General features: G+C 31.6%; 22 protein-coding genes. 10 read left to right on the top strand and 12 right to left on the bottom strand.

Annotated elements, in window-relative coordinates; translation table 11 throughout:
• Position 1: 1 nt before the first annotated feature.
• The 8 genes from B0A81_RS15545 (at position 2) to dusB (ending at position 11,653) form a co-directional block, all read left to right on the top strand.
• Entirely contained in the window at positions 2-373 is a 372-nt protein-coding gene (locus tag B0A81_RS15545) for a hotdog family protein (RefSeq protein ID WP_089058871.1), read from the top strand.
• Between the two features lie 2 nt (positions 374-375).
• Positions 376-861 carry a hypothetical protein gene (locus B0A81_RS15540; RefSeq protein ID WP_089058870.1) on the top strand — a complete coding sequence of 162 codons (486 nt, stop codon included), beginning with the start codon at positions 376-378 and terminating at the stop codon, positions 859-861.
• Between the two features lie 18 nt (positions 862-879).
• Positions 880-2,061: a DUF2062 domain-containing protein gene (locus B0A81_RS15535; RefSeq protein ID WP_089058869.1), complete on the top strand. Its 1,182-nt coding sequence runs from the start codon at positions 880-882 to the stop codon at positions 2,059-2,061.
• A gap of 151 nt (positions 2,062-2,212) precedes the next feature.
• Complete coding sequence (locus tag B0A81_RS15530) at positions 2,213-5,890, top strand: 1-acyl-sn-glycerol-3-phosphate acyltransferase (RefSeq protein ID WP_089058868.1); 3,678 nt, start codon at positions 2,213-2,215, stop codon at positions 5,888-5,890.
• A gap of 1 nt (position 5,891) precedes the next feature.
• Positions 5,892-7,409, top strand: coding sequence for a phytoene desaturase family protein (locus B0A81_RS15525; RefSeq protein ID WP_089058867.1), 1,518 nt, complete (start codon positions 5,892-5,894; stop codon positions 7,407-7,409).
• Between the two features lie 6 nt (positions 7,410-7,415).
• Entirely contained in the window at positions 7,416-9,083 is a 1,668-nt protein-coding gene (locus B0A81_RS15520) for a C45 family autoproteolytic acyltransferase/hydolase (protein ID WP_089058866.1), read from the top strand.
• Positions 9,080-10,366 carry a phenylacetate--CoA ligase family protein gene (locus tag B0A81_RS15515; RefSeq protein ID WP_089058865.1) on the top strand — a complete coding sequence of 429 codons (1,287 nt, stop codon included), beginning with the start codon at positions 9,080-9,082 and terminating at the stop codon, positions 10,364-10,366. Before B0A81_RS15520 ends, B0A81_RS15515 begins: the two co-directional genes overlap by 4 nt.
• 294 nt (positions 10,367-10,660) lie before the next feature.
• Positions 10,661-11,653 carry a tRNA dihydrouridine synthase DusB gene (gene dusB, locus B0A81_RS15510; RefSeq protein WP_089058965.1) on the top strand — a complete coding sequence of 331 codons (993 nt, stop codon included), beginning with the start codon at positions 10,661-10,663 and terminating at the stop codon, positions 11,651-11,653.
• A gap of 183 nt (positions 11,654-11,836) precedes the next feature.
• Here dusB and B0A81_RS15505 read toward each other — a convergent pair whose 3' ends face one another.
• The 4 genes from B0A81_RS15505 to rbfA form a co-directional block, all read right to left on the bottom strand.
• Entirely contained in the window at positions 11,837-12,445 is a 609-nt protein-coding gene (locus B0A81_RS15505; protein ID WP_089058864.1) for an N-acetylmuramoyl-L-alanine amidase family protein, read from the bottom strand.
• Between the two features lie 63 nt (positions 12,446-12,508).
• Positions 12,509-13,936 (bottom strand): MATE family efflux transporter, encoded by a 1,428-nt coding sequence (locus tag B0A81_RS15500; protein ID WP_089058863.1) that lies wholly within the window; start codon positions 13,934-13,936, stop codon positions 12,509-12,511.
• A gap of 172 nt (positions 13,937-14,108) precedes the next feature.
• Positions 14,109-15,308 (bottom strand): ABC transporter permease, encoded by a 1,200-nt coding sequence (locus B0A81_RS15495; protein ID WP_089058862.1) that lies wholly within the window; start codon positions 15,306-15,308, stop codon positions 14,109-14,111.
• Between the two features lies 1 nt (position 15,309).
• A complete protein-coding gene (gene rbfA, locus B0A81_RS15490; protein ID WP_089053565.1) occupies positions 15,310-15,702 on the bottom strand; it encodes a 30S ribosome-binding factor RbfA in 393 nt (130 codons plus the stop codon).
• A 229-nt stretch (positions 15,703-15,931) separates the two neighbouring features.
• Here rbfA and B0A81_RS15485 point away from each other — a divergent pair, with 229 nt between their 5' ends.
• Positions 15,932-16,351: a CBS domain-containing protein gene (locus B0A81_RS15485; RefSeq protein WP_089058861.1), complete on the top strand. Its 420-nt coding sequence runs from the start codon at positions 15,932-15,934 to the stop codon at positions 16,349-16,351.
• A 94-nt stretch (positions 16,352-16,445) separates the two neighbouring features.
• Here the strand turns inward: B0A81_RS15485 and B0A81_RS15480 are convergent, their stop codons facing one another.
• The 8 genes from B0A81_RS15480 to B0A81_RS15445 form a co-directional block, all read right to left on the bottom strand.
• Positions 16,446-16,892, bottom strand: coding sequence for a hypothetical protein (locus tag B0A81_RS15480; RefSeq protein ID WP_089058860.1), 447 nt, complete (start codon positions 16,890-16,892; stop codon positions 16,446-16,448).
• 55 nt (positions 16,893-16,947) lie between these two features.
• A complete protein-coding gene (locus B0A81_RS15475) occupies positions 16,948-17,394 on the bottom strand; it encodes a hypothetical protein (protein WP_089058859.1) in 447 nt (148 codons plus the stop codon).
• A 55-nt stretch (positions 17,395-17,449) separates the two neighbouring features.
• Entirely contained in the window at positions 17,450-17,908 is a 459-nt protein-coding gene (locus B0A81_RS15470; protein ID WP_089058858.1) for a hypothetical protein, read from the bottom strand.
• Between the two features lie 142 nt (positions 17,909-18,050).
• Positions 18,051-18,584 carry a hypothetical protein gene (locus B0A81_RS15465; RefSeq protein WP_089058857.1) on the bottom strand — a complete coding sequence of 178 codons (534 nt, stop codon included), beginning with the start codon at positions 18,582-18,584 and terminating at the stop codon, positions 18,051-18,053.
• The gene (locus B0A81_RS15460; protein WP_089058856.1) at positions 18,568-19,791 is read right to left on the bottom strand and encodes a hypothetical protein; all 1,224 of its coding nucleotides are present in this window, start codon (positions 19,789-19,791) and stop codon (positions 18,568-18,570) included. Before B0A81_RS15460 ends, B0A81_RS15465 begins: the two co-directional genes overlap by 17 nt.
• 3 nt (positions 19,792-19,794) lie before the next feature.
• Positions 19,795-21,255, bottom strand: a complete 1,461-nt coding sequence (locus B0A81_RS15455) for a T9SS type A sorting domain-containing protein (RefSeq protein ID WP_089058855.1) — start codon at positions 21,253-21,255, stop codon at positions 19,795-19,797.
• 44 nt (positions 21,256-21,299) lie between these two features.
• Positions 21,300-21,953, bottom strand: coding sequence for a hypothetical protein (locus B0A81_RS15450; protein WP_123922190.1), 654 nt, complete (start codon positions 21,951-21,953; stop codon positions 21,300-21,302).
• Between the two features lie 26 nt (positions 21,954-21,979).
• Positions 21,980-23,503 carry a transglutaminase domain-containing protein gene (locus B0A81_RS15445; RefSeq protein ID WP_089058853.1) on the bottom strand — a complete coding sequence of 508 codons (1,524 nt, stop codon included), beginning with the start codon at positions 23,501-23,503 and terminating at the stop codon, positions 21,980-21,982.
• A gap of 110 nt (positions 23,504-23,613) precedes the next feature.
• Between B0A81_RS15445 and B0A81_RS15440 the strand changes: the two genes are divergently transcribed.
• A complete protein-coding gene (locus B0A81_RS15440) occupies positions 23,614-25,341 on the top strand; it encodes an O-antigen ligase family protein (RefSeq protein WP_089058852.1) in 1,728 nt (575 codons plus the stop codon).
• Positions 25,342-25,409 lie beyond the last annotated feature (68 nt).

The following is a 25,409-nucleotide window of genomic DNA, read 5'->3' as shown; positions in this document are numbered from 1 at the left end:
TATGGTTTTAAAAGACTTCTATAAAGTACTTTCGGAAGAGAAAACAGGTGACGCTAAATATAATATTCGTATATTAGTTAATGCCAATCATGAGGTTTTTAAGGGGCATTTTCCTGGAAACCCAATAATGCCGGGCGTTTGTATGATTCAAATTATTAAAGAACTTACAGAATCTATTACTAAAAGTTCGTTGATGATTCAAACATTGACAAATGTAAAATTCATGGCGTTGATTAATCCAGAGACAAATCCGGAGTTACGCTTAGAACTTGATATAACAGTCACAGAGGATGATTTGGTAAAGGTGAAAAACACCACTTATTTTAATGATACTGTTGCTTTGAAATTGAGCAATACGTATAAAAAATTATAATTATGAAATTACTTATATCATTACTTCTTTGGATAAATTTTGTTGGAACACCTGATCTGGCTTCAATCCGAAAAATGTATTCTGACGTTGCAAAATCAGAAACTAATGCAAAAGAATTTACACAGAAACTTTCTAGTGTTACTAATGACGATGATAAAATTTTGGTGGCTTATAAAGCGGCATCTATTTTATTAGATTCAAAATTCGAGAAAAAATTAAGAAACAAAATGGATCGTTTTAAAGAAGGTGCCAAATTGCTGGAAGCGACCATAAAAAGTGATCCAAACAATATCGAAATTAGAATGATTCGCTTAAGTATTCAGGAAGATGTTCCTGGAATTACCGGCTACAAAAAAAATATTAAAGAAGATAAAGCTTTTATTACCGCTCACTATGCAGAGCAAAATACTGCTTTGAAACTATATCTAAAAGACTTTGTTTTACAATCTAAAAGTTTCTCTGACAAGGAGAAGCAGTTTGTAAAATAAGCTCAAGAAAAACTCCCAATGAAACCTATATTATCTCAGCAAGACCTGCTCAGTTCAACTTCTTTTTGTGTTATTGTACCTACTTACAATAATCAAAAAACATTGAAAAAAGTGCTGGATTCTATTTTAGATTTCACTTCAAATGTCATTATTGTTAATGATGGTTCGACTGACCAAACAAACGAAATTCTAAAACAATATCATCACCTAACTCAAATTCATCATCCTAAAAATATAGGAAAAGGAAGAGCGCTGCGTAATGGTTTTAGAAAAGCAATCGAACAAAATTTTGAGTACGCAATTACGATTGATTCTGACGGACAGCATTTTGCTTCTGATATTCCTGTTTTTATTGAAGCAATTCAAAAAGAGCCCAATTCACTTTTAATTGGAAGCCGAAATATGACTCAGGAAAATGTTCCTAAGAAAAGCAGTTTTGGAAATAAATTTTCGAATTTCTGGTTTAAGTTTGAAACTGGAATTGTGCTTGAAGACACACAATCGGGATTTAGATTATATCCTTTAAAATTAATTCCGAAACAGTTTTACACCAATAAATTTGAATTTGAAATTGAGGTAATTGTTCGTTCCGCTTGGAAAGGAATTGTAGTTAAAAATATTCCGATACAAGTTTTGTATGATCCTGCAGAACGCGTTTCACATTTTCGTCCATTTAGAGATTTTACTCGAATCAGTATTTTAAATACGGTTTTGGTAATCAACGCTCTGTTGTATATTAAACCGAGAGATTTTTTTAGGAGAGCAAAAAAAAAAGGTTTTAAAAAATTCTTTCTTGAAGATATTTTAGAAAGCAACGATTCTAATTTCATAAAATCGGCTTCAATTGCTTTAGGAGTTTTTATTGGTATCTCGCCATTTTGGGGTTTTCAAACCGTACTGCTTTTTACCTTTGCGGCATTATTCAGGCTCAACAAAGTCATTGCCTATCTAGCTTCAAATGTAAGTTTTCCGCCTTTTATTCCACTTGTCATATATGGTTCCTTAAAAATGGGAAGTTTTTTTGTAGCGGGAGATGATACTTTGGTTTTAGATAGTTCTGTTACGTTTAATGATATTCAAAAAAATGCTACACAATATATCGTAGGAAGTCTTATTTTAGCATCCGTTTCGGCGCTTATTACTGGTTCTATAAGTTATCTGCTTTTAAGCACTTTTAGTTCTAAGAAAAAAATACAATAATTAAAATGTTTTGCCACAGATTAAAAGGATTAAACAGATTTTTTTTCGCGAATTTCACGAATTAATTTGTGCTAGTTCGTGAAATTCGTGGTAAACCAACACAGATTAGAATCCATTTAATCCTTTTAATCTGTGGCTAAAAATAAAAATAATGCATCAATACTTTTACGCCATTCATTTATTTGTAAACCGACGAAAATCTTTATCGGTTCTTTTGGCCGTTTTGCTGCTTTTAGTATTTGGTTTCTTTGCTTCACAAATTAAGTTTGAAGAAGACATCAGCAAACTTATTCCGGCAAACGACAAAGCCGATGCAACTGCAAAAGTTTTAAAACAATTAAATTTTGCTGATAAAACAACCGTTATTTTTAAACTCGAAAAAAATGGTTCTCAAGATGATTTAAAAGAAATGGCTGCTGTTTTTTCAGACAGTGTTTCTAAATCCTGCAAACCATACATTACTGGAATTCAAGGAAAAATAGACGAAGAAAACATTCAAGAAACTATTGATTTTGTTTACAATAATCTGCCTCTTTTTCTAGATGACAACGATTATAATGCCATTCAAAACAAACTGCAAAAAGACAGCATTGCGGCAACTGTACAAGGAAATTACAAATCGATTATTTCTCCATCTGGATTTATTACCAAAGATTTTATTCTGCAGGATCCACTTGGAATTTCTTTTATTGCTTTAAAAAAATTACAGCAATTAAATATTGGAGATGATTTTACACTCGATAATGGTTTTGTAATGACAAAGGATAAAAAGAAATTACTGCTTTTTATAACCTCAGATATTTCATCAAGCGAAACGGAAAAAAACTCCATTTTTGCAGAAAAACTTAAATCAATTCAGGAAAACTTAAATCAGCAGTTTAAAGGAAAAACTTCCGTGAGTTATTTTGGTTCTGCTTTAATTGCGGCTGCCAATGCAAAACAAATTAAAAGCGACATTATTTTAACAACATCAATTGCGATGTTTACCTTAATGTTGATTCTGATATTGTTTTATAGAAAAATATTAATTCCTCTTATTATTTTTCTTCCAACCGTTTTTGGAGCTTTATTCGCAGTTGCCTTTTTATATTTTGTCAAAGAACAAATTTCAGCTATTTCACTCGGAATTGGATCAATCTTATTGGGAATTACGATCGATTATTCGCTTCATATTCTTACGCATTACAAGCATAACAGCGATATTAAAACATTGTACAAAGACATTACAATGCCAGTGATTATGAGTAGTTCAACAACTGCCGTTGCATTTTTATGTCTGCTTTTTGTAAAATCTGATGCCCTAAATGATCTTGGAATTTTTGCCGCTGTAATCGTTATGGCAACTGGAGTTTTCTCTCTTTTGATTATTCCGCATTTGTATAATCCAAAACAAGACAATTTCGAACATAAAAAAAATGCGATTGATAAACTCGCGCATTTCTCCTTTCATAATAATAAAATCCTGATTGGCCTCTGTATTATAATTACAATTGTTTGTTTTTTTACTTATAATAATGTTGGCTTCAATAACGATTTATCGCAGTTAAATTTTGTTCCGAAAGACATAAAAGCGGCTGAAAAACAATTGGAAGAAAGTACAAGTTTAACTTCAAAAACCATTTATGTTGCCTCGTACGGAAAAAGCATGGAAGAAGTACTGCAGAACAACAACAAGCTTTTTGGAGATTTATCTGCAGCAAAAGAACAAGACAAAATATTAAATTTTAGTTCAATTGGCGGCATTGTACTTTCGCAAGAAGCGCAAAAGGAGAAAATTGAAAAATGGAATTCATTTTGGAACGCTGAGAAAAAAGAAAATTTAAAATCACAATTGATTTCCGAAGGTTCAAAACTTGGCTTTAAACCAACAACCTATTCGATCTTTTTTGATCATTTAGATTTTGATTTTAAACCAATCTCTATTTCAGATTATTTAAAAGTTCAAGCGCTGCAGCTGAAAGAATTTGTAACCGAAAAAAATGGTTTTTATACAATTTCAACTTTAGTAAAAGTCACCCCAAAACAACGTGATATTTTTGTAAAATCAACTTCTGCCAAAGACAACATCATTGCGATTGATCGTCAGCAAATGAATGAAACCTTTTTCAGTACTTTAAAAACTGATTTTAATTCGCTTGTAAATTATTCTTTTGTTGCCGTAATTTTGATTTTATTTTTCTTCTTCCGAAGAATCGAATTAGTGATTATCAGCTGTATTCCAATTGCTTTAACGGGAATTGTTACGGCTGGAATTATGGGAATATTCGGCATTCAAATGAATATTTTCAGCATGATTGTCTGCACCTTGATTTTTGGTCATGGTGTTGATTTTAGTATTTTCATGACAAGCGCTTTACAAAAAGAATATTCATCAGGAAAAAATGAAATTGCCATTTACAGAACTTCAATTATTCTGGCGGTAATTACAACTATTTTAGGAATTGGCGCGATGATTTTTGCAAAACATCCAGCATTGCGATCTATTTCTTCTGTTTCTTTAATTGGAGTTTTTGCAGCTTTGATTATTACATTTATTTTTTATCCTATTCTGTTCAAATTATTTTTGTCAAATAGACCAAAAAACGGAAATCCTCCTTTTCAATTACGCACTTTTATTCATGGTGTAATTTCGTTTTTCTATTATGGTATGGGCGGCATTTTAATGTCGATTTTCAGCTTTACGATAATGCCGATTTTACCGCTGAGCAAAAAAACAAAAATGAAAGCTTTTAGATATGTGATTTCAAAATTCATGAAATCTGTATTGTATTCAAACCCGTTTATCCATAAAAAAGTCATCAATAATTTTAATGAAACTTTTGATAAACCAGCCGTTATAATTGCAAATCATTCTTCGTTTATTGATATTCTGGCAATGGGAATGCTGAGTCCAAAAATTATTTTTCTAGTAAGCGACTGGGTTTACAACTCTCCTATATTTGGCGGAACAGTTAGAAAAGCAGGTTTTTATCCCGTTTCTGAAGGTCTTGAAGGCGGTGTAGAACATCTGAGAAAAAAAGTTGAAGAAGGTTATTCCTTAATGGTATTTCCAGAAGGAACACGTTCTGAAAACAATGTCGTAAAAAGATTTCATAAAGGCGCTTTCTTTCTTGCTCAAGAATTTAATTTAGATATTATTCCAGTTGTAATTCATGGAGCCTCAGAAGCGATTCCAAAAGGCGATTTTGTAATTCATCGCAGTACGCTTACCCTTTCAATTTTAGAGAGAATTACTCCCGAGAATAATTCTTTTGGAAATAATTATGCCGAGCGTACAAAACAAATCAGTTCTTTCTTTAAAGCAGAATATCGTAAAATTCGCCAGCAGCTTGAAGGTCCTGCTTATTTCAAATCAATGCTCATTAACAGCTATGATTATAAAGAACTTGAGATTGGCAAAAGTGTAAAAAAAGATCTAAATCAGAATTTAGAAACCTATTACAACTTAAATAAATACATTGATTCTAAAGCTAAAGTATTACATCTTGCAAATGATTATGGGCAGCTCGATGTTTTATTGACTTTGCAGGAACCACAGCGAAAGGTATTTTCATTTATAAATGATGAAGAAAAATTGGCTGCTGCAAAAACGAATTATTTCCTTAAAAAGAGAAAGATATTTTATTCTGATCAATTAGAATCAGCATTTGAAAATCAACATGAAATTCTTTTAATTTCTGAAGAAAGTTATACTGCTGCTTTTGAAAAAATCATTTTAAGCACTGCAATAATCTTAATTAACTGCTCAACTTTAAAAACTAAATTGATTGCTGCTGGTTTTGAAATTATTGCCGAAGAAAATACTATAACCGTATTAAAGAAAAAATAGAATGAAGGAGCATTACGATGTAGTAATTGTTGGCAGCGGTTTAGGCGGATTGGTTTCGTCTATAATTTTGGCTAAAGAAGGCTACAGCGTTTGTGTGCTCGAAAAAAACAATCAATACGGTGGAAATCTGCAGACTTTTGTTCGTGATAAAACTATTTTTGATACAGGAATTCATTATATCGGAGGTTTAGATAAAGGTGAAAATCTCTATAAATATTTTAATTATATCGGTATTATGGAGCATCTAAATTTGAAAAAATTAGATGATAACTGTTACGATATGATTTCTTTTGAAGATGATCCAAATGAATATCCGCATGCGCAGGGATATGAAAATTTTGCGAAGCAGCTTACAGTGTTTTTTCCTGAAGAAAAAGACAATATTAATAAATACTGCGAAAAACTAAAAGCGATCTGCGATTCTTTTCCGCTTTACAATTTAAACTGGGAAGGAAAATATGAAAATGAAATTCTTGCGCTCAACGCAAAAGAAACAATTGACGAATGCACGCAGAATGAAAAGTTAAAAGCAGTTCTTGCCGGCTCTAATTTTTTGTATGCCGGAATTCCGGATAAATCACCTTTTTACGTTCATGCACTTTCGGTAAATTCATACATTCAAAGTTCGTGGCGATGTATTAACGGCGGAAGCCAAATTACAAAGCAACTTTTAAAACAGCTTAAAAAATACGGCGGCGAATTTTATAAATACAAAGAAGTTACTCGATTTAATGTTGAAAACAACAAAGTTGAATTTGTCGAATTAAAAGACGGAACAAAAGTTTTTGGCTCCATGTTTATTTCAAATATTGAACCTAAAACAACTTTGAAAATGGCTGGCGAAGAAAACTTTAGAAAAGCGTTTGTTAATAGAGTTCAAAGTCTTGAAGGTGTAATTTCGGCTTTTAGTTTGTATTTGGTTTTTAAACCTCAAACTTTTAAATATATCAATCATAATTTTTATCATTTCAAAAAAAGCAGCGAGGTCTGGACTGCGCATGATTATGATGATGATTCGTGGCCAAAAGGTTTTATGGCTTCGATGAATGCTTCAAAAAAAGAGGAAATCTGGGCTGACGGAATGACGTTTATTACCTACATGAAATATGAAGATATGATTCCTTGGATCGATACTTTTAACACAACTGCTGAAAAAAGTGATCGAGGGGAAAGTTATGAGGAATTTAAAGCGAGAAAAACAGCTAAATTTTTAGATGAAATTGAACTGAAATTTCCTGGAATTAAAGATTGTATAAAATCGATTCATTCTTCTACGCCGCTTTCATATCGTGATTATATTGGTGGTTACAACGGAAATATGTACGGATATGTTAAAGATTCTAATAATCCGATGAAAACATTAATCCCTGCAAAAACCAAATTGGATAATTTGTATCTTACGGGTCAAAGTATAAATATGCACGGAGTATTGGGTGTAACAATTGGTGCCGTTTCTACCTGCTCTGAAATTATTGGTAAAGAATATTTGGTTACCAAAATCAACAAAGAATCTGAATAAAAAGTCATGAAAAACCGAATCTCGTTTTTTTTATTTATCGGTTTTCTGCTAACGCTTGTTTCTTGCGGAACATCAAAATCAATGCACCATCAACCTGAAATTTCGGGATATAATTCGGAAAAACCAGTTGTTAAAAAAATCTCTGATTCTGTTTTTACCTCAGGAAAAAATTCACTTTTAAAAAACAAACAAGGTCTTTGGGAATTGTATGCTGAAGGCGATCCGCTTGAAATTGGTTTAAATACCGGCGCCTTGACAGATTCGCTTTTAAAAAAACAACAACAGATTTTTTTCTCTAAAATAACCGATTTAATTCCGTCAAATTTTGAACAAAAAATGCTTCGCCATTTTTTAAAATGGTACAATCGAAAATTATATTTGAATGTTCCTGAGGAATATCAAACAGAAATTTTTGGCGTTTCAGAATATACTTCGCATGAGTTTGACAATATCGCATCCAAATATCAACGCGGCTTATATTTACACGCTGCACACGATATTGGCCACGCTCTTCAAGATTTAGCTTTAGTTGGCTGTTCTTCTTTTGCTGCATGGAATGAAAAATCGGAAGACGGAAGTTTAATTCTTGGGAGAAATTTTGATTTTTATGTAAATGACGCTTTCGCCGAAAATAAAATTATAGCATTCATAAATCCGAAAGAAGGTCATAAATTTATGATGATTACCTGGCCGGGAATGATTGGTGCGGTTTCTGGAATGAACCAAGAAGGTTTAACGATTACAATTAATGCATCAAAATCAAAAATTCCGTTAATTGCCAAAACGCCAATTTCAATTCTTACTCGAGAAATTTTACAACACGCAGCAACTATAGACGAAGCTATTGCGATTGCAAAAAAAAGAAAAGTATTTGTTTCTGAATCTATAATGGTAGGAAGTGCAAATGATAACAAAGCAGTTTTAATCGAAGTTTCTCCCAAAAAAATGGATGTTTACGACGTTTCAAATAATAATGAATTAATTTGCTCGAATCATTTTCAAGGCGACGCTTTTGCAACTGACAAAAGGAATCAAGCTCAAATCGCCAACAGCCATTCTGAATATCGATTTGAAAGAATGCAGGAACTTTTATCTGAAAATCCAAAAGTAAATCCTGAAATTGCTTCTGAAATTCTTCGAAATAAAAACGGTTTAAAAAATATTCCGCTTGGTTATGGTTCCGAAAAAGCATTGAATCAGCTTATGGCACATCACGGAATTATTTTTAAACCTAAAGAAAAATTAGTCTGGGTATCTGCAAATCCGTATCAATTAGGCGAATTTGTCTGCTACAATTTAGATGCTGTTTTTAATAATCGAAAAATGGATACTTTGGTTTCGTTTCAACTAGAAAATTTAAATATTGCCAAAGATCCTTTTCTAGAAACTACAGCTTACGAGAATTACAAAAAATTTAGAATTGAAGATCATAAAATAGATTCCCTGCTTGAAAAAAAAGAAAGTATTTCGGCTGCATTTATTCAAAATTACCAATCCTTAAACCCTGATTATTGGGTTGTATATTATAAGCCAGGATTGTACTTTTACCAAATAAAAGATTTTCAACAAGCAAAGCTTAATTTTGAAAAAGCTTTGACGAAAGAAATCACCACTGCACCCGAAAAAGAAAAAATTGAAAAATATTTAAAAAAGATCAAAAGAAAACTACAATGATTCCAGCAATAGAAAAAGATTCTTTAGAAGAAATTAAAATTTTTCAAGAAAAAAAACTTACAGAACTTTTAGAATATATCAGTCAAAATTCCCCTTTTTACAAAAGACTTTTTGCGGGACAGAATATTGATATTTCGAAAATTAAAACGCTCGAAGATTTACAATTTTTGCCTGTTACTACAAAAGAAGATTTACAACAGTATAATGATGATTTTGTATGCGTACCGCAAAATAAAATTATCGACTACGCCTCTACTTCTGGTACTTTAGGCGATCCTGTAACTTTTGGTTTAACTGATTCTGATTTAGATCGATTGGCTTATAATGAAGCAATTTCGTTTGCCTGCGCAGGAATTGCTGAAGGCGATGTTTTACAGTTAATGACTACAATCGACAGAAAATTTATGGCAGGTTTGGCTTATTTTCTGGGATTAAGAAAATTAAAAGTAGGCGTTATTCGTGTTGGTGCCGGAATTCCTGAAATGCAGTGGGATTCGATTTTAAAATACAATCCGAGTTATTTAATTACTGTTCCTTCATTTTTATTGAAGTTAATTGAATATGCCGAAATTCACGGAATCGATTATAATAATTCAAGTGTAAAAGGCGCCATTTGCATTGGAGAATCGCTGAGAGATCAGGATTTTTCTATGAATACTTTGTCTCAAAAAATCACTGATAAATGGGATATTAAGTTGTTTTCGACTTATGCTTCTACTGAAATGAGTACGGCTTTTACAGAATGTGAACATGGAAAAGGCGGTCATCATCATCCGGAATTAATTATTATTGAAGTGTTAGACGAAAATAATCTGCCTGTTAAAGATGGTGAAACAGGCGAACTCACTTTTACAACTTTAGGTATAGAAGCGATGCCTTTACTGCGTTTTAAAACGGGCGATGTTGTACAGCTTCATAATGAACCTTGCGCTTGTGGAAGAAACACTTTGCGTGTTGGTCCAGTTTTAGGACGAAAAAAACAGATGATCAAATACAAAGGCACAACGCTTTATCCGCCGGCAATGAACGACGTTTTAAGTGGTTTTGATAATATCGAAAATCATATTATCGAAATTTCGACAAACGATTTAGGTACGGATGAAATCGTGATAAAGATTGCTGTAAAAAATCAAACTCCAGAATTTTTGCAAGAAATAAAAGATCACTTTAGAGCCAAATTAAGAGTAACTCCAAAAATAGAATTCGCTTCAAAAGAAACTTTAAACCCTTTGGTTTTTAACCCAATGAGTCGAAAACCAATTCGGTTTTTTGATTATAGATAACTTTTAGAGTTACAAAGCGGCAAAGGTTCAAAGAGACAAAGGTTTCTTAACCTAAACACGTTTTGTTTGTCATTTCGACGTAAGGAGAAATCACACGCGAAACTCTGCAAAGATTAGCGATTCTCTAACTGGAAATACTAGTTGGATTTCTCCTTACGTCGAAATGATAAAAAACTGATTTCAAACGCTTTAAAATTTATTTAAAAACCTTTGAGTCTTTGCCTCTCTGAACCTTTGAACCTCAATTTGGTACAAATTGAACTAAATGTTGTAATTTTGCAAAAAATTATGAAGATGGTCAAGATTGGCAACATAGAATTACCCGAATTTCCTTTACTGCTTGCTCCGATGGAAGATGTGAGTGATCCGCCGTTTCGCAGATTATGCAAAACGCACGGCGCTGACATGATGTATTCGGAATTTATTTCATCAGAAGGATTGATTCGTGATGCGATCAAAAGTAGAATGAAGTTGGATATTTTTGATTACGAACGTCCTGTTGGAATTCAGATTTTTGGTGGTGATGAAGAGGCAATGGCACTTTCGTCTAAAATTGTTTCTACGGTAAAACCTGATTTAGTCGATATTAATTTTGGCTGTCCTGTAAAAAAAGTAGTTTGTAAAGGTGCTGGAGCCGGCGTTTTGAAAGATGTTGATTTAATGGTTCGTTTGACAAAAGCGGTTATTAGAAGTACTGATCTGCCTGTAACGGTAAAAACTCGTTTGGGCTGGGATGAAAACTCTATTAACATTGATGAAGTTGCTGAAAGGCTTCAAGATATAGGTGTTCAAGCTTTAACGATTCACGCCAGAACTCGTGCTCAAATGTACAAAGGCCACTCTGACTGGTCGCATATTGCACGTGTAAAGAACAACCCAAGAATTACGATGCCTATTTTTGGAAACGGTGATATCGATAATCCTGAGAAAGCTTTAAAATATAAAAACGAATACGGAATTGACGGCATCATGATTGGCCGTGCTGCAATTGGTTATCCGTGGATTTTTAATGAAATTAAACACTATTTTAAAACGGGCGAGCATTTACCTGCTCCAACGGTTATTGATCGTGTTGAAGCCGCAAGAAATCATTTGCAATGGTCTATGGATTGGAAAGGCGAGCGTTTAGGAATTGTAGAAATGCGCCGTCATTATACCAACTATTTTAAAGGAATTCATTCTTTTAAAGAATTCAAACAAAAACTGGTTACAACAGATGCTCCTGAAGATTTATTCGCAATTATGAAAGAAATTGAGCAGGTTTACGCAGGATATGAATTTGTTTAAAGATGTTTAATCTTTTCAAATTTTAAGACAAAGTCTGTAAAGAACTTTAGTTTTAAACCAAATAACCGCAATCATTGTCCTTTCGACGAAATGACAAAAATGCGAAAACTAACATTAACAAAGATCGTGATACAAAAAAGACCTTCAATATTGAAGGTCTTTTTTTGAATGTATAGTCATTCTTTACTTTACAGCTTCTAAAATGTTAAGTGCAATCTCTGTCTGTCCTTTTTCACTGGTAATATAATCGCGATCTTTTTCATTCGATAAAAATCCAATCATTAATGTCATTACAGGACAACTAGCATTTTTTAGAATATAGAAAGGTGCTTCTGCAACTTTTCTTTTTTTAAGATTTCCAGTTTCTGTTATTTTATCAATTACAATAACTGCGCTTTCTTTTGATTTTTCATGAAACGTCTCATTTGAGGGAACATAGGCCTCCGCCCCATTTGCACTCATATTCATATTTGCAGTAATATGCAGAGAAACAACCAAATCTGGTTTTAGATTATTGATAATAGAAACTCTTTCGCTCAATTCCATCTCACGATCACTATCTCGAAGCAAAACAATTTCGACGTTATTATCCTTATTTAATGCTTTAATTTTTTTTGCGATTGTCTCTGTAATCACTTTCTCTTGAAATCCATACATGTCGACACCAAGATCTTTTCCTCCATGACCGGCATCAATTACAATTGTTTTTTTCTCTTCTAGTGTTTTAAACGAAAAAATCACTGCTAATCCTAAAATTCCTAAAAGCGTTGAAAATTTAATTCGATTTTTCATAATAAAGTTTTTGGCTACAAAATTCCAAACGTCTTTTTTTAAGAAAAATTATACAAATAAATTTTAAACCTGAACACTTTTCCACTTTCCTCTTTTATAGAAAAAGATTCCAGCTAATGTTATTGCGGTCTCAGCAACTGGAATTGCGATGAAAACTCCTGTTGGTCCCATATTAAAATGTTTAGCAAGTATGTACGCTAATGGTATTTGAAACAGCCAGAATCCAAAGAAATTAATTCCTGTCGGCGTCCAAGTATCTCCTGCTCCATTAAAGGTATTTATTAAAACCATTCCAATTCCATAAAAGACAAAACCAATGCACATAATCTGCAAAGCTTCGACTGCAACCGTTTTTACTATTTCGTCATTGGTGAAAAATGAAATTATATACTGTCCAAAAACTAATGTTATAATGGTAATAGAAGCCATAAAAACCAAATTGTATTTTGCAGTCGTAAAAACTGATTTTTCGGCACGTTCAATTTGTTTGGCTCCTAAATTTTGTCCTACCAAAGTTGCCGCTGCATTACTCAATCCCCAAGCAGGCAGAATAAAAAACATCATTATTCGCAATGCAGTTTGATAACCTGCAGAACCATGATCACCTCCTGTTGTAGCGACTAATTGTGCCAAGAAAATCCAACTGCAAGATGCTATTACAAATTGTAAAACTCCTGGAGCAGCAATTTTAACTAAAGCTTTTATCTGCTTGAAATCTGGAATCAAATAGGAGATTTTAATTTTTAAGACTCCATTTCCGTAGAACAAATGATAAATTTGATACAAAACCCCAATACTTCTTCCTAAAGTTGTGGCGATAGCCGCACCAACTAATCCGAAAGCAGGAATTGATCCGAAACCATTAATTAAAATTGGACATAAAATAATATTACAAATATTGGCTATCCAAAGGCTTTTCATTGCGATTGCTGCATTTCCAGCACCTCGAAAAATTCCGTTTATCAAGAATAAAAGTGTAATACATAAGCTTGAGCCAATCATAATCTGAGTATATCTAAAACCATGTTCGGCTGCATCTGCAGAAGCTCCCATGAATAAAAGAATATCTTTAGCATAGATAATTCCAAAAATGCTCATAAAAACACTCAGTACAAATGCAATAACTATAGCCTGCATTCCAGCTTTTGCAGCGGCGACTGGATCTTTTTCTCCAATTCGTCTTGCCACAACTGCTGTTGCTGCCATACTTAATCCGATGTCTATAGAATATATAATTGTTAAAACAGACTCTGTTAATCCAACTGTTTGAATTGCAAAACTGCTGTGTTCTAAATGTCCAACGAAATACAAATCGACTAAAGCAAAAACCGATTCCATCATCATTTCTAAAACCATTGGTATGGCTAATAGAATTACGGCTTTCTTAATGCTTCCTGATGTATAATCGAAAGATTCATCGCCTTGTAAGGCTTGTTTTAGGGTGGTGAAAATTTTAGAAAATAAACTTTTCTTTATAACTGTTTCTGTCATGATATTTAGGATAAATGATAAAATTTGCCCAGATGTAATAATCTGAACTAAGAAAGTAAAACGTAAGTATCCTAATTATTCTAAAAAAATAAAATTAGGATTAGGCAGAAACAATCATATGCTGTAGATTTTTAAAGCAATAAATGTAAGTAATATTTTTTAGAGAAATATATTAATCCAACAACTTTTTGCTTACTCGGCTGCTGGCAATTAATGAGGCTACAAAACCAAGAGAAACAATTGTACCCAAAACAATAAGTACATTTTCTACGGTAAATACTACTGGATATGCCAAGGTTGCTGTAAGCATAATAAGCTCATATTTTTGTTGCAGCACCACTAGAATAATACCTAAAACCAGCCCTAATATTCCGCCAAAAATACTTAGAAGCGTTCCCTGAAGCAAAAATATTTTTCGAAGACTGTTAATTTCTGTTCCAAGATTAAAAAGGGTTTTTAGATTTCCCTTTTTCTCTAAAATCATCATAATTAAAGCGCCTACCAAATTAAAAAGTGCTACAACAATTACGAGAGTAAAAATTAAATAAACTACAATATTCTCCGTATTGAGCATTCTATACAAAGACTCGTTAAGCTGTGCTCTGTTTTTTAAAGTGACTTTATTATCGAAAATCTTTTTTAGTTGATTTGTGATGGCACTTTCATCTGCATTTGGTTTTAGTTTAAACTCAATTCCTGAAATCTGATTGGGTTTATACATCAATAATTCCTGAGTAAGACTTAAATCAGCAAAGACATATTTCGAATCTAAATCTTCGCTGATCGAGTATATTCCAACAGGAAGTACATCTGTTTTTGTAAAGGCTTCGTTTGGATTTTCTATTGCTCCTGTCCCTGGTTTTGGTGCAAATATCTGCAGCGGATTTTCAAAATCAAGAATTCCCATCGAGAAATCCTGCGCCATTCTATATCCAATTACTACCTGATAAGAGTCTCTTCTAAGCCACTGCCCATTAAATAATTTTTTCTTGATATCGTTTACTACAGGATAAACACTGTCTACACCTTTTAAATAGGTAACATGCTGTTTATCTTTGAATAAGAACAAAACACGTTCTTCGATAATTTTGGTGTAAGAAGCAACTCCTTCAATTTTTTTGAGCTGATTTTCTTGTTCTTTAGAAATAAAAAATGATTTTCCTAAAGTACTTGTCATTTTTAAATCGGGATCTATTTCGTTTGTAAACGAAAGACTAAAAACTTTTAATCCGCTAAAAACGGACAACACCACAAACAAAGCCATTGTGCCAACAACAATTCCCATGCTGGCAATACGATTGATAATATTGATAGCGTTATTTTTACTTCGGCTGAAAATATATCGTTTGGCTATGTAAAGGGGGAAATTCAATTTATGATTTTCTTCTTTTTTCTAGTAGATCACGGTTTTCAATTGGATTTTCTCTGTTTGCCAAAGCGTTGTCTATTTTTTCAATATAGTCTAAAGAATCATCAATAAAGAAAACTAGATTTGGCACACGGCGCAATTGTAAGCGAACGCGCTGTGATAAATCATGTTTGATTAAGGTCGTATTTGATTTTATTCCTTCTAAAGTTTCTTTTGCTTTTTCTTGTGGAAAAATACTTAAATATACTGTCGCTACAGATAAATCTGAAGTAACACTAACTTTGGATACTGAAATTACTAAGTTGCTAATTCCATTTTTTCTCACTTCACCTTGCAAAATATCAACCAGATCTTTCTGGATTACACTGCCTATTTTTTTCTGTCTATTTGTTTCCATAGTGCAAAAATACTATTTTTAATTTCAATCGATGCAATTTCAAATTAACTTAAGAATGAATTTACAAATCTATTGATCAAAAAACTGCCTCTTTTAGTTTTTACTTCATACTATTCTCATATTTCCACTATTATAAGTAATCATTTGTTTTGATTTAAATGCTGATAAATGTCACAAATATTATCGGAATTATTTTACACATTTGATATAAATTTAACACTTATCTATTATGAAAAAAAGAGAACCAATTAGTCACATTATGACTAAAAGCGTAGTGACTGTAAATCAAAAAGACGATTTAAGAAAAGTAGTAGAAAAACTAAAATCGAATTCGATTAGACATATTCCTGTTGTTAATGGCAAAGAGGTAGTTGGTATTATAAGCCGAACTGATGTTAATCGACTGACTTTTGGTGCTTTATTTGATGGACAGGAAGGTGTTGATGAAGCGATCCTAGATATGCTGAGCATTTCGCAGGTTATGACTTCAAAACCAAGAACTCTTCCTTCTGATGCTATTATCAAAGATCTGGCTGAAGTTTTTGCAAAAGAAGATTTTCATGCTCTGCCTGTTGTAGACAATGGAGAACTGAAAGGAATTGTAACTACAACTGATGTTATTAAATATTTTTTAGAACAATATGATTAGAAATATCTAAACAAATAACATCAAAAGTAATATTGCTATTTGATTTAAAAAATGCTGTATTTGAAAAAACAAATACAGCATTCTATTAAAATTGTTATTCTTTTCCTTTTACAGAATCTAAAGGTTTAGGACCTTCTGGACCATTTACCCATTTTGTCAAACGCACAAAACACTTTTTGTCTTTAATTTTATAGTGATAATATGAAAGTAAAATTTCTTGGTTGCTTATTTTTTCTATTTTATATTCTTCATAATTAAAAACAAACGTCGAATCATTTTTTATTGACCAAGAAGATCCTATAAATTCATCATCTCCATCATTATTGTACAATACAAATCCTTCATGAGTATATAATGCAAACTTATCGCAGGTGCCATTTTTATTGTATTTATAATAATTACCTTTAGAATTCCAGCAATAGTCACGATATGCCCAATATTCGTTTTCACTAGTTATAAAAATAGATTCTATTTCACTCTTTTTACTACATGAAATACATAGCAAAACGAAAAACGTTATAATAATTTTGAGTTTATTCATGATTTGAAAAATATGCTGTATTTGAAAAAACAAATACAGCATTCAATTAAAATTGTCATTGCTTTGCTTTTACAGAATCTAAAGGTTTAGGGCCTTCTGGGCCATCTACCCATTTTCTCAGACGGACAAAACATTTTTTGTTTTTAATTTTATAGTGATAGTAGGAGAGCAAAATTTCTTCATCGCTAATTTTTTCAATTTTATATTCTTCATTATCAAAAACAAATGTTGTATCATTTTTTATTGACCATGTTCTTACATCATTCCCACCTCCCATATCAGTATTAAACAAGCTAAAACCATCATCAATATGTAATAAATATTTATCATGAGTCCCATTTTCTTTAAATTGAAAATAAATACCTTTTGTTCCTAAACAATCATCTTTATAAGACCAATATTCATTTATACTGGCTATAAATATTAATTCTATTTCACTTTTTTTACTACATGAAATAGATAACAAAACAAAAAGTGCTATAATAATTTTTAATTTATTCATGATTTGAAAAATATGCTGTATTTGAAAAAACAAATACAGCATTCTATTAAAATTGTTATTGCTTTGCTTTTACAGAATCTAAAGGTTTAGGACCTTCTGGAGCATCTACCCATTTTGTCAAACTCACAAAACACTTTTTGTCTTTAATTTTATAGTGATAATATGAAAGTAAAATTTCTTTGTTGCTTATTTTTTCTATTTTATATTCTGAATTATCAGAAACAAATGTTGAATCATTTTTTATTGACCAGGGAATATTTATATCTTCAATATCTCCATCAATATTAAACAAAACAAATCCTTCATTTGTACGGAGACGATACTTATCCCTAATACCATTTTTATTATACTTATAGTAGTTCCCTTTAGAATTCCAACAGTAATCCTCATATTCCCAGTATTCATTTGCATTGGTTACAAATATGGATTCAATTTTACTTTTTTTGCTACATGAAGCGCAAAGTAAAACTAAAAGCACAAATACAATTTTGAGTTCATTCATCGATTTTTTCATATTCTATAGGTTCAGATATTGTATTTTTATATAGTACTCTTAAGGTTAGTGTATCTGTTAACGATTTGAATATCCTTTTAGGCCAAGAAAAACAAAAGAAACCTCCAAAACCAAATGCTTTGGAGGTTTTGTTTGAATTATTTTATCCCATCTTTGAAAATCTTTTTTTTGTAAAAACCCATATTCCATTTTCTTTTTTAAAATAATAAACTTCATTAACCATCCCTATTCCCCTTACTTTTTCAACTACAACATAAGCTTTTTCGTCGTTTATACTTAACTCTGAAATAGTTACAAACACGACATTAATATCATTATTATTTTCCTTAACCAAATTAAGTTTATACGGAGATTTGAATTTAATTAAATCTTCCTTTTCTAACTTAAATGAAACAAATGTATGCCCATCTGTTCTGCCTAGATTTGATTCTTCTCTTCGCTTAGGTATAGAATCAATCAAACCAATTGTTATTTTTGGTGCGTCATTTTTTTCTTTCTCTGGTCTTACATCAAATTGTTCCACTGAATCAATTAGTATGTTACTATACTGCCTGATTAAACTTCTTCCTTCAGAAATTAAATCAATCTTTTTAACCTTTGGTTTATCTTCATTCTTACAACTTAGAACTGTTAAAAAGAAAAAGAAAAAGATCATTTTTTTAAAAATACCATCCATACTGTCTCCATAAATTTATTACATTACTACTACCTAATACTTTTCCAAAAATATTAGTTTCAAATACTTGTCCTGCTTCGTATATACCAACTCTTTGAGGCAAATTATTCACATGTCTACCATAATGAATCAATTCATGCAATATTATTATAGCTATAAAAAAAGAAGTGTCATTTACAGTCAAATTATTACCTGATGTTTTAAACCCTCCTGTCTCTAAAGAATCAACTAAATCTTTTCTGACAAAAAAAACATTAGGAGTTACAAATCTTTCATACAAACCCCAATTAGAAATATCAGCAACTCTCATTTTAGCTTTTAAACTTTCCTCCCACAATACAAACTGTACTTGCTCCTTATTATACCCTGTTAAAAGCATAAAATTCTTTAATAAAATTGGGGTATTTAATACGATTGACTGTATCCTCTGTAAAATACCTGCTAATTTAGTAAATTTTGGATTGTCAATTCTCTCAATTTTGGTGCATCCTTCACAATAATCTTCCAATCTATTATCATTTTCAGAAAAATACCCCCCAATATTCCCGCTATTTGACATTATATTATAAAAACCGATAGGCATACCTTGCCAGTCTACTGATCCTGTTGCATTTGAATTAGCTGGTAATGAATTACTACCAGGTTCAGGTATTTTATATTGAAGTCCTTCCTTAAATATTGTATCAGTACTATATGGCATAAAATAATACAATGAATGTCCAATTGATGAATCATAAAGTCTAGTTATTGTACCAACATGAGTTACTCCATCAGATGTAGTAAGAACATAATTATATTTTGAAGTTACAGTATAACGACCTGCCAGATCTGCTATCAATTTCACTAGTTCCGCTGATGTTATAATTGGCTTATCTATTATATTCTGAACTTGATTATTTTCAGATGATGAACTTCCAGATGAATTATTTTCAGATGAATCATTATTATTCGAATTATTATTATAATTGTCAGAACCATCGTCAGAACTTGAAGGATAATTACCCCATTCCGTATCCCAATAAAGTGAAGCTTGATCCCAAGAGTTATCAGGTGCTTCATATGGGTCCATACGTACTTGATCTAATTGTTCTCCTAGATCAAAACCTTCTGGCGGGTCATTTTCACCTCGCTGCGCGTTTATTGTTGTATTAAAAAATAACAGCAAAAAAACGATTTGTATTCTAAACTTTATTATTTTATTCAACATGGCTTATTGTTTTATAATGGTTCTGGTATGTTGTTTTTCATTTTCCTGTACCTGTACGATATAAAATCCTTTGGGCAAATTACTGGTGTCTACCGTAAATGACTGTATTCCTGCTTCTAGATTTGCAGCGACAACTTTCTGGGTTTGAGCTGTCATTACGTTTGTAAGTGTCAGGTGTATTTTTGCAGGTTCTTTCAGATCAAAAGCAACATAGAGCTGCTCATTAAACGGTACGGGATATACTTTGATAAATTCTGCTTTTTGCGAGGCTAACGCGAGTAAAACAGCATCATCATCTGTAAAAGCAGCATCGTTTTTTGGCCTGAGTATTACTGAAATTGGTGTTCCGGGTTCTCGCCAATAAGCAATAAAACTATCAACATCTGCTAATAGATAACGTTTGTTATTATAGCTTTTTTGACTCAGGTTCATTCCTAAAACAGCATATTCTAGCTGGTCATTTTTAAAATCATGAGGATACAACTGGTCGAGTTTAAACTTAAAATCATTTAAAAAAAGAGTATTCTCGTTAAGCTGGGCGGAATTTTCAAAACTTTTACCTTCAAAATTTATTTTAGCTTTTAGAGCGCCTTTATCATTTTTACTAAAACTAATCTCTATTGGTAAAACACGAATTGGTGTCGTTCCAGACCAGTCATACTCGATAAAACGACCTGTCCATTCGCCTAAAATTGTATTTGTTTTAATGTTTTGGTTTTGGGCCTCATCGGAGGTTACTATTTCCCTGCTTTCGTTAATTAATTCTGGATCTATTTTTTTTGCTGCTTTATTAGCTTCATTTATTGCATTTTCAGTTTGAGCAATAACCAAATCTCGTTTTTCATTCTTTAAGTTTCTTAAAAAAGCAACGCTGTTTGGTGTTGTGTTTCCTTGCAAATATTCTAAGGCTTTATTGGTGTCTTGAGGCACACCATAACCAAGATAATAACAAACGCCCAGCCAGTGCTTTGCCATTGCATAATCACTTTTTTTAAACCAGGCAATTGCTTCTTCATAATTCTGCTGTACACCCAAACCTTTTAAATGCATATAGCCTAATAAATAGAGGGCACGCGAATTTTGTTTATCGGCCGCTTTTTTATACCATTCAACAGCTTTATTCATATCGAGCGTACAACCTCGTCCGTCATTGTATAAATTTCCTAAATTGCATTGTGCAACAGCACTGCCGGTTTTAGCTGCTTTTTCTATATAAGCAAATCCTTTGGCTTCATCTTTTTCTATGCCAAGAGCATTTACATACATTAGACCAATATAGTTTTCGGCTAATGGATCACCTGATTCTGCACAAGGCAGGATATCCTGAAAAAGCGCACCATAATCTTTGTACAGCTTATTACCATCTAAAATTTTTTTGACCTGCCTGATTTTTTGTTCACAATCTGTCTGCGCACTAACGCCAATGACAACAAGTGTGAAAAGGAGAGTTAATTTTTTTTTCATAATTTATGGTTTTAGTTAGTTTATCTTGATTTGTCCGGTCTAGTTTAATTCCATTCGAAGCCATTTTTATATACATTACCAGATGAAGAAGTTTTTATATTGTACTCTTCACATGTTTTTTTAAATTCTTTTTCAAAACTGTATCTTAAAATTCCAAGCTTTGGTTTTTGTTGTGTTTTATCGAAACTATAATACGCTGTTGTCAAAAATTGATTTAAATGATAATGATATAGTAAAGCATAAAGTGATTTTTGCTGACTTTCGGTCAAACCTGTATTATTAGCAATCAACAATTGATATTCACTTTTTGTATTTTCTCTGGCTTCATTGCGATAGTCTTCCATGGCAAATTCGCTGTACTCTTTGTAAGTAAGAAAATCGTTGATTTTTTGAGCATAATAATTTCGGGCTGTATTAATTTTAAAATTATAAAGTGTTCCTGAATCTTGAATACTGTAAGGCGCATCTGCTTGTTTTTTTTTTGTTTCCAAATCTTTTAAAATCATATTTCTCTCTTCGATTATTTTTAAAAGTTCTTTTGTTTTTGCCTCTGTCAAACCTGCTCTTTTTGCACTTTCATAAAACCTGTCTTTTACATTTTTTTCTACTGCACTATCCATAAAGTCATTGCTGTTTTGCGCTTGCAGTCCAAACACAAAAAGGAACATCATGAGGATTTCAAATACTTTTTTCTTCATCTCAAAATTGTTTAATTGTTAAATACTTAATACCATTCTATTTCTTTTGTGTCACTGTTAATTCTAAAAATGCGTTCGTAACTATTACTTTTGGGGCAAATGGCGAGAAACAATCCATTATCGGGAACTTTAGAAAATTTCACAAAATCTCTCTCTGCTTTAGCTTCTTCTAGTTTTTTCCAACCATTGTCCCATACATAAAGCGAAAACAATTCATTTTCAAAAACTTCAAAAGAATTAAAATCAAGTCTGTTAGTCTTCTTTTTTTTGTCTCTGGATAAATTAAATGAGAAAGTTTTAGTGTAATTTGGAACTAAAACATGTTGTTCTTTTTTGTCATCCAAAAGAACTGGATAAGGAGCGTAGTTCATTTTTTTTGAGGTCGATTCGTAAAAACTTGGCAGATAAACAATGTTTAAACCTAAATTTTGATATTCAATAATACCGTCTGAATTTCGCCCCCAGTCAGTAACCCTCCATTTTGCGAGATTAAATACATTTAAAAATCCCACGACTGATTTTTTTGTTTTAACTGGATAATTAATTTTTCCTGTAGCTGTATATTCTTCTGTTACATCTGCAATATTTTTCTCCCTCAAAAAGCCGCTGGGTATTAATACAGTATCTTTTATCGCTGCCAGCGAGTTCGTTTGGATAGAATATGTTTTTCTAAAAACTTTTGCTAATCTTTTTTCAACAGCGTTATAGGCATATGGAAGCCCTTGTGGGTTTCCAAAACAGTTTCCATTAAAAGGAATATGCTTTCCGTTTTCATCAATAATTGTATCCCAAAAATGTCTTTTTGACGAAGCACCGTATTCTGGTGTAAAATCGAATGTTACGGCTAAACCTATTGATCTGCACGCTAATAATGTAAGATTTGCTAAGTCATTACAGGCACCTTCTCGTCTAAAAAGAAGTTGTTTAGGGCTCAAATAAGGTATTGGATCTGGACGCCCATCTAAAAATCGAAAATTTTTGAGTTCCTGAATTGCTAATATTGCCGCATCAACCGGCTGATCTTTGTTGGCTTTTTTAACTGTCTGAAATACTAATTGTGAATATTCATCTCGCCAATCCTCCAAAGGTTCTGTTAAACTTCGATACGGAAGAATGTATTCACAGAATGTTTTAAAGTCATACGATCTAGACCAAGGATTACTTTTCCATGCCGCAAAAGCAAGGTCAATGTTTTTAATTATTAATTCAGGTGTAATTGTTTCTAAATCATTAACTACAAAATATTGAGGTTTTAATTTAGTACTGTCTTGCAGTTTTTTAAAAAAATTAGCTGCTAACTCTAAATTCGGAAAATCCAATTCATTAAACTCAATTTTATTGTTATTACTATCTATCCATCTATAATTTTCACTGTAGTGAATGCCCATATTTGATATTAAAAAATCAGCGGCCTCCCTTTTTTCATCATCAGATTGATAATTCGCAAAAACAATCGATTTTAAGCGTTCTTCTGCGAATTTTTCATTCGAAATCGATTGCGAAAAAAGAGGTGAAAGTGCAAGAATAAAGAGTAAATATATTAATTTCATAATAAATTTGTAAATATTATAATACAATTATATGTAAAATATGTAAGAAAATAAACTTATAATTGTTAAATTTGAAAATTATTCAAAAAACAGATATTAACACATAACAAATGAAAAATCAAGAACTCTCTATTTTTTTAACAGTTCTGTTACTATCTTTAATGACTCGCTTTAATACGACACTTTTACCTTTTATAAGTGGAAAATACCTTTATTGGTTACCTGTCATCATAATTGGAGGCAGCTTTTTTTTATTGAAAAATATCAATCGAAAATGGAGTGTAAATCGATTTGATATTTGCTTGCTGATACTATTTTGTATTGGTCTTTTCAATTTCATTTATCTATCAAAAGCGACTGTTTTTAACTTAAAAGTATGGTTCTTTACTGGTTATTTATTTCTCTATATGATTTTAAGAAGATCACTAGATACAAGAGAAAAAAATTTAAATCTTTTAAATACAGCACTATATTTGATTTTTTTTGCAGCAGTACTAAATGCAATAATTGCCATCTTGCAAAAAAATCAAGTTCTTTCTTCTTCAAATGAATATTTTCAATCTACAGGATTGTTTTTTTCACCAAACCAATTGGCTCTATTGCTTGCTTTAGGTTCTTTAAGTTCAATTGAGTTAATTAAAAAAGCATATGGCTTTCGCAAAATTTTATTTTTCACTGGTTTTTTAATTTTGATTTATGGCTTATATTTATCTAAATGTAAGGGGGCCTATATTGCATTAAGTCTTACATTATTCTTTACTATTAATAATCTGTTTATCCAGAATAAAAGCTTTGCGATTTTAAAGAAATCTCTTTCTGCCTCAATGTTTCTAGTTGGTCTATTTTTTGTTATTTGCAATATCGATTCCTTTAAATCTGAATCGGTTTCTGGAAGAATATTTATCGCAAAACAATCTTTACTTCAACTTAAAAATCAACTTTTGACAGGATATGGTTTTGATTCATTTTCGCTGCAATATAATATAGCAAAGGCAAATTATTTTTCCTGTGAAAGGCCTTGGGCAGAAATCAAAAATGCAAGCTTTATATACAATGCTAATAATGATTTTCTAGAATTAAGTTTTGATTTAGGCATAATTTGGATTGTTACTTTTTGTTTTCTTCTTTTAATGCTGTTTGCTAAATCAAAGCATAACAATGTAACAAAGACAAGTAGTTCTATGCTGCTCTGTCTAATTGTTTTTATGTTAACAAATTCAATTTTACCTGTACCCCTATTCATGGTTTTAGGATGTGTTTTTACTGTTATTATCATCAACGAACTAAATGCGAAACCTATTTGTTTTTTTGAAAAAAATATTTTATTTCAAATTATCCCAATTACTTTCTTACTTATTTTTTTGGTAATTATTTTTTTAAGAGTAAATGCTGAATATAGATTAATGAAGATTTATAATGACCTAGAAGTTTCAAATTTGAAAAAAACGATAAATTATACCTCGAAAATTGATGCAAACGGCGAACAATTTTTTATGACTGGCATAATTTTTTTAAAAAATAGTAAACAGGAAGAAGGAATTCGTTACTTGACCAATGGATTTGAGCAGTCTGGTAAACCCAGTTTAGGTAAAAGTCTAGCAAGCCTTTTAGAACGAATGAGAAGATATGATGACGCAGAAAAAATTTACATTTACAATAAAAATGTAGAGCCCTTTAGGTTTGATGCTCGAATAGATTTGTTTTATTTATATTTAAAAACCAATCAAAAAGCAAAAGCAAAAACGATGGCTATAGAAATTGCCAAACTGCCAGTTAAAATTCCTTCAAATAAAGTTGATAAATTCAAAGAAGAAGCTAGAGGGTATTTAAAAAAATAAAAAAAACCTTTTCAACGTTACACCGTTGAAAAGGTTTTTTTTAAGTTTCAATCAATTAGATTGCTTTA

The sequence above is a fragment of the Flavobacterium plurextorum genome (genome assembly GCF_002217395.1).
GTDB classification, from domain to species: domain Bacteria; phylum Bacteroidota; class Bacteroidia; order Flavobacteriales; family Flavobacteriaceae; genus Flavobacterium; species Flavobacterium plurextorum.
Note: the sequence above shows the minus strand (reverse complement) of the source record. Positions and strands in the feature narration are given on the sequence as shown.

What these genes read in the sequence shown, in the direction of transcription:
- B0A81_RS15545 (WP_089058871.1), top strand. Translation starts at nt 2, where the DNA reads ATGGTTTTAAAAGACTTCTATAAAGTACTTTCGGAAGAGAAAACAGGT.
- B0A81_RS15540 (WP_089058870.1), top strand. Translation starts at nt 376, where the DNA reads ATGAAATTACTTATATCATTACTTCTTTGGATAAATTTTGTTGGAACA.
- B0A81_RS15535 (WP_089058869.1), top strand. Translation starts at nt 880, where the DNA reads ATGAAACCTATATTATCTCAGCAAGACCTGCTCAGTTCAACTTCTTTT.
- B0A81_RS15530 (WP_089058868.1), top strand. Translation starts at nt 2,213, where the DNA reads ATGCATCAATACTTTTACGCCATTCATTTATTTGTAAACCGACGAAAA.
- B0A81_RS15525 (WP_089058867.1), top strand. Translation starts at nt 5,892, where the DNA reads ATGAAGGAGCATTACGATGTAGTAATTGTTGGCAGCGGTTTAGGCGGA.
- B0A81_RS15520 (WP_089058866.1), top strand. Translation starts at nt 7,416, where the DNA reads ATGAAAAACCGAATCTCGTTTTTTTTATTTATCGGTTTTCTGCTAACG.
- B0A81_RS15515 (WP_089058865.1), top strand. Translation starts at nt 9,080, where the DNA reads ATGATTCCAGCAATAGAAAAAGATTCTTTAGAAGAAATTAAAATTTTT.
- dusB (WP_089058965.1), top strand. Translation starts at nt 10,661, where the DNA reads ATGGTCAAGATTGGCAACATAGAATTACCCGAATTTCCTTTACTGCTT.
- B0A81_RS15505 (WP_089058864.1), bottom strand. Translation starts at nt 12,445, where the DNA reads ATGAAAAATCGAATTAAATTTTCAACGCTTTTAGGAATTTTAGGATTA.
- B0A81_RS15500 (WP_089058863.1), bottom strand. Translation starts at nt 13,936, where the DNA reads ATGACAGAAACAGTTATAAAGAAAAGTTTATTTTCTAAAATTTTCACC.
- rbfA (WP_089053565.1), bottom strand. Translation starts at nt 15,702, where the DNA reads ATGGAAACAAATAGACAGAAAAAAATAGGCAGTGTAATCCAGAAAGAT.
- B0A81_RS15485 (WP_089058861.1), top strand. Translation starts at nt 15,932, where the DNA reads ATGAAAAAAAGAGAACCAATTAGTCACATTATGACTAAAAGCGTAGTG.
- B0A81_RS15480 (WP_089058860.1), bottom strand. Translation starts at nt 16,892, where the DNA reads ATGAATAAACTCAAAATTATTATAACGTTTTTCGTTTTGCTATGTATT.
- B0A81_RS15475 (WP_089058859.1), bottom strand. Translation starts at nt 17,394, where the DNA reads ATGAATAAATTAAAAATTATTATAGCACTTTTTGTTTTGTTATCTATT.
- B0A81_RS15470 (WP_089058858.1), bottom strand. Translation starts at nt 17,908, where the DNA reads ATGAAAAAATCGATGAATGAACTCAAAATTGTATTTGTGCTTTTAGTT.
- B0A81_RS15465 (WP_089058857.1), bottom strand. Translation starts at nt 18,584, where the DNA reads ATGGATGGTATTTTTAAAAAAATGATCTTTTTCTTTTTCTTTTTAACA.
- B0A81_RS15460 (WP_089058856.1), bottom strand. Translation starts at nt 19,791, where the DNA reads ATGTTGAATAAAATAATAAAGTTTAGAATACAAATCGTTTTTTTGCTG.
- B0A81_RS15455 (WP_089058855.1), bottom strand. Translation starts at nt 21,255, where the DNA reads ATGAAAAAAAAATTAACTCTCCTTTTCACACTTGTTGTCATTGGCGTT.
- B0A81_RS15450 (WP_123922190.1), bottom strand. Translation starts at nt 21,953, where the DNA reads ATGAAGAAAAAAGTATTTGAAATCCTCATGATGTTCCTTTTTGTGTTT.
- B0A81_RS15445 (WP_089058853.1), bottom strand. Translation starts at nt 23,503, where the DNA reads ATGAAATTAATATATTTACTCTTTATTCTTGCACTTTCACCTCTTTTT.
- B0A81_RS15440 (WP_089058852.1), top strand. Translation starts at nt 23,614, where the DNA reads ATGAAAAATCAAGAACTCTCTATTTTTTTAACAGTTCTGTTACTATCT.